Raw genomic sequence first — 2770 nt, 5'->3', positions numbered from 1 at the left:
TGTCAAACTGTCTGGCTCAGTCTCGGGTGCTTGCCTTTGGCAATGATGCCTTGCCAGACTTGGCAAGCAGTCCCAACCACCGCTATCGGGGCAATCAGCCGTCCACCACCATTTTGCTAGATGCTCTCACGCCAGAAAGCCTTGGCTCGCTTATCGCCTTATACGAACACAAAGTCTATGTGGCGTCCGTGCTTTGGGGGATCAACCCCTTTGACCAATGGGGTGTTGAAATGGGAAAAATCATGGCAAACAGCGTGTTTGATGTGCTAAATGGGCAAGGCGTGGGCGACTTTGACAGCTCCACCAATTTTTTATTAAACATCATCAAGGATAGCCATGCACACGACTAACCAACAGCCCTGCACCCTTGTCGGACATAGCATAGACTGCCTAACGACTGCCGTTGTCTTGGCAAGTCTTGGCAAGCGTGTAGTGATTTATGGCAATGACTTGGACGACATCGCTCGCCAGTACGCCTTTGAGCATGAGCTTGTCGCTTTGTACGAGATGTACAAGAGCCGTGAAGTCATTACCGTTGCGGGTTTTGATGACTTTGTACCGAGCAGTTCTGAGCTTTGTTGGCTATTTGTGAGCGATGTGTGCTTTGATGATGTGGACGTATCCGTTTGGATAACTGCCTTTAATAAAGCCAATGACACAAGCCCTGTTATCCTAAGTGGCAATTTGCCCTTGGGGGATTTTGATGTCTTGGCAAAGGGGCTAAAACGTGCCTTGGTGTATTATGTGCCGTTTGTGTTTTTGGTGGACGGACAAGCCTTTACGTCCATGCTAAATCCGCACCTACTGCTCATCGGACAAAAGACCGACCATCCATTATCCGCCCTCATGCCTGTGATAAATGGGGCAAAATCGGTGCAAACGACCGACATCGCCACCGCAGAGTTCGCTCGTGCGTCTGTCATGGCAATGCTTGCCACTCGGGTGAGTCTCATGAATGAGTTATCACGGCTTGCCGACCGTCAAGGCGTGGACATTACCACAATCAGTCATATCATGGGGCAAGACGGACGGCTGGGGGCGAGCTATCTTACCGCAGGGTTGGGCTTTGGCGGGCGGACATTGCCAAATGAGATGATGACCTTGCAGGCGAGCTTTGATAATAAAAACGTCAAAAATCCCATTTTGTCTGCCGTGTCGGAGTTAAATGACGACCAAAAAGAGTTGCTATTTCGCAAATTTTGGCGGTATTTTGACGGCTTTATTGACGATAAGACGGTGCTGATTGTGGGCGGTAGTTACAAATCAGGCTCAGGACGTACCGACAATTCCGCCATTCATCGGCTACTGCCCCTATTATGGTCGTATGGCATTACTACCTATGTGGCAGGGGGTGTGGCGGATGATGAGCTTATTAGGCTTTATGACGATGAGACGCTGTTTAAACCAAGTGGTATTGATGTGGATGTGGGGGCGGTATTTATCCTAAATCGCATTGACGGCTTTGATGTGAATCGCCTTGCTATCGGTGCGCCTGTATTTGATGCCAATGTGCTAAGTTGTGATGAGATTGGCAGGTTAAAGGGTGGGTATTTTGGTGTGGGGCGGAAAAATCACTAAGCCCATTTTTAAGAGAGTACGAGATGAAAAAAATCCTAGTAACAGGCGGAGCGGGCTATATCGGTTCGCACACCTTGATTGAACTGATTAAGGCGGGCTATACGCCTGTGGTGTATGACAATTTGTCCAATTCTAGCCCTGTGGCGATTGAGCGTGTACAGAAAATTGTCGGTACAGAGATAGCATTTATCAAAGGCGATGTGCTAGATAAGGATCATTTGGAGCGGGTATTTGATGAACATGACTTTTTTGGTGTGATTCATTTTGCAGGTCTAAAAGCGGTGGGCGAGAGCGTGGCAAAACCGCTTAAATACTACCAAAACAACGTAACAGGCACGCTAAACCTACTAGAAGTCATGAAAGATAAAGACGTAACCAACTTTATCTTTTCATCATCGGCGACCGTCTATGGCGACCCAGAAACTTTACCAATTACCGAGACCGCCAAACGCTCATGCACCAATCCTTATGGGCAGTCCAAGCTCACGGTGGAGTATATCCTAGAAGATTTGGCAAAATCCGCCAAGGACAGCCAAGTGTGGAATATCATCTCCCTACGTTACTTTAACCCCATTGGGGCGGACGTATCAGGGACAATCGGCGAAGACCCAAGCGACATTCCCAACAATCTTATGCCTTATATCAGCCAAGTGGCGGTGGGTAAATTAGAAAAATTATCCGTGTTTGGCAATGATTATGATACTGTTGATGGTACAGGGGTGCGTGATTATATTCATGTGGTGGATTTGGCAAAAGGTCATGTGTCAGCACTGGATTATATCGCCAAATGTGGGACGGCTTTTGGCTTTGAGCCGATTAACCTAGGCACAGGCAACGGCACAAGCGTACTACAACTGGTTAATGCCTTTATCCACACCACAGGGCAAAACGTGCCGTACGTCATCGCCTCAAGACGAGCAGGGGACATTGCCACTTGCTATGCCAGTAGTGATAAAGCCAAAAATTTGCTTGGCTGGACGGCAGAATACGACATCGAGCGTATGTGCGTGGATACATGGCGTTGGCAAAGTCAAAATCCCAGAGGGTATCATGCCTAGATAAAAACCGCTCCAATTGGAGCGGTTTTTTATGCTGGATTATTGGCTATGCTGTTCTGCTTGTTCGATGCGCTTATTGGTATCGGGATGGGTGGATAATATCGACCAATGCCCATGACCTTCGCCGTGCTCCT

General features: G+C 48.1%; 2 protein-coding genes and 1 pseudogene. All 3 read left to right on the top strand.

Annotated features, from left to right (window positions below; all coding sequences use genetic code 11):
* Positions 1-350 (top strand): annotated as a pseudogene (locus tag GY683_RS03480) (glucose-6-phosphate isomerase); the annotation flags it as partial.
* Complete coding sequence (locus GY683_RS03475) at positions 337-1578, top strand: UDP-glucose/GDP-mannose dehydrogenase family protein (protein WP_297287425.1); 1242 nt, start codon at positions 337-339, stop codon at positions 1576-1578. The pseudogene GY683_RS03480 and the gene GY683_RS03475, both read left to right, overlap by 14 nt.
* A gap of 23 nt (positions 1579-1601) precedes the next feature.
* Complete coding sequence (galE, locus tag GY683_RS03470) at positions 1602-2636, top strand: UDP-glucose 4-epimerase GalE (RefSeq protein WP_297287424.1); 1035 nt, start codon at positions 1602-1604, stop codon at positions 2634-2636.
* The last annotated feature ends 134 nt before the right edge of the window (positions 2637-2770 follow it).

The sequence above is a fragment of the Moraxella sp. genome (genome assembly GCF_024227015.1).
In the GTDB taxonomy this organism is placed as follows: domain Bacteria; phylum Pseudomonadota; class Gammaproteobacteria; order Pseudomonadales; family Moraxellaceae; genus Moraxella.
Note: the sequence above shows the minus strand (reverse complement) of the source record. Positions and strands in the feature narration are given on the sequence as shown.